This is a genomic window from Stenotrophomonas geniculata ATCC 19374 = JCM 13324 (assembly GCF_001431625.1).
In the GTDB taxonomy this organism is placed as follows: domain Bacteria; phylum Pseudomonadota; class Gammaproteobacteria; order Xanthomonadales; family Xanthomonadaceae; genus Stenotrophomonas; species Stenotrophomonas geniculata.
In genome coordinates this window covers 1-741 of record NZ_LLXT01000080.1, presented here as the reverse complement: position 1 = coordinate 741, position 741 = coordinate 1, and the positions used below count along the sequence as shown (strand labels likewise).

At 68.7% G+C, this 741-nt stretch carries 1 protein-coding gene; it reads left to right on the top strand.

What is annotated here, in order from left to right; translation table 11 throughout:
• A partial coding sequence (locus ARC63_RS04425; RefSeq protein ID WP_057502614.1) for a LysR substrate-binding domain-containing protein occupies nt 1-741 on the top strand: 741 nt, incomplete at both ends.

Genomic DNA, 741 nt, shown 5'->3' with positions numbered 1-741 from the left:
GACCACGCGGCTGGTAGTGCCGACGCTGGAAGGCGAGGCTTTCTATGGCCGTTGCCTGCGCCTGATCGCCGACATGGATGATGCCGAGGCTGCGTTCCGTGACGCGCCGCCGCGCGGCCCGTTGCGTATCGAAGTGCATGGCACGCTGGGCCGGCACCTGCTGTTTCCGCACCTGCCGGAATTCCTGCAGCGCTACCGGGAGATCGAACTGGACGTCAGCGAGGGTGACCGCTATGTCGACCTGCTGCGTGAAGGCGTGGATGCGGCGTTGCGGGTGGGGACGCTGGCCGACAGCGATCTGGCGGCGCGACGGTTGACCATGCTGCGCGAGGTCACGGTGGCCTCGCCGGGCTATGTGCAGGCGCACGGCCTGCCCGATACCATCGAATCGCTGCAGGACGGCCACCAGATGGTCGGCTACCGCTCCAGCGCCACCGGCCAGCTGATTCCTCTGGAGTTCCAGCAGGGCGGGCAGGTGCGCTACGTGCCGCTGCCGGCACGGGTGCGAGTGTCCGGTGCTGACGCGTTCCTTGGTGCCGCGCTGGCGGGCCTGGGCATCATCCAGGCGCCGCGCTACCGGATGGACCCGTACATCGCGCGCGGACAGTTGGCGGAGCTGTTGCCCGAGACGCCACCGACGCCGAGTCCGCTGAGCCTGGTCTACCCACGCAACCGCACGCCGTCACCGCGCTTGCGGGTGTTCATCGATTGGGTGACCGGGGTGTTTGAGCAGACCGGGGT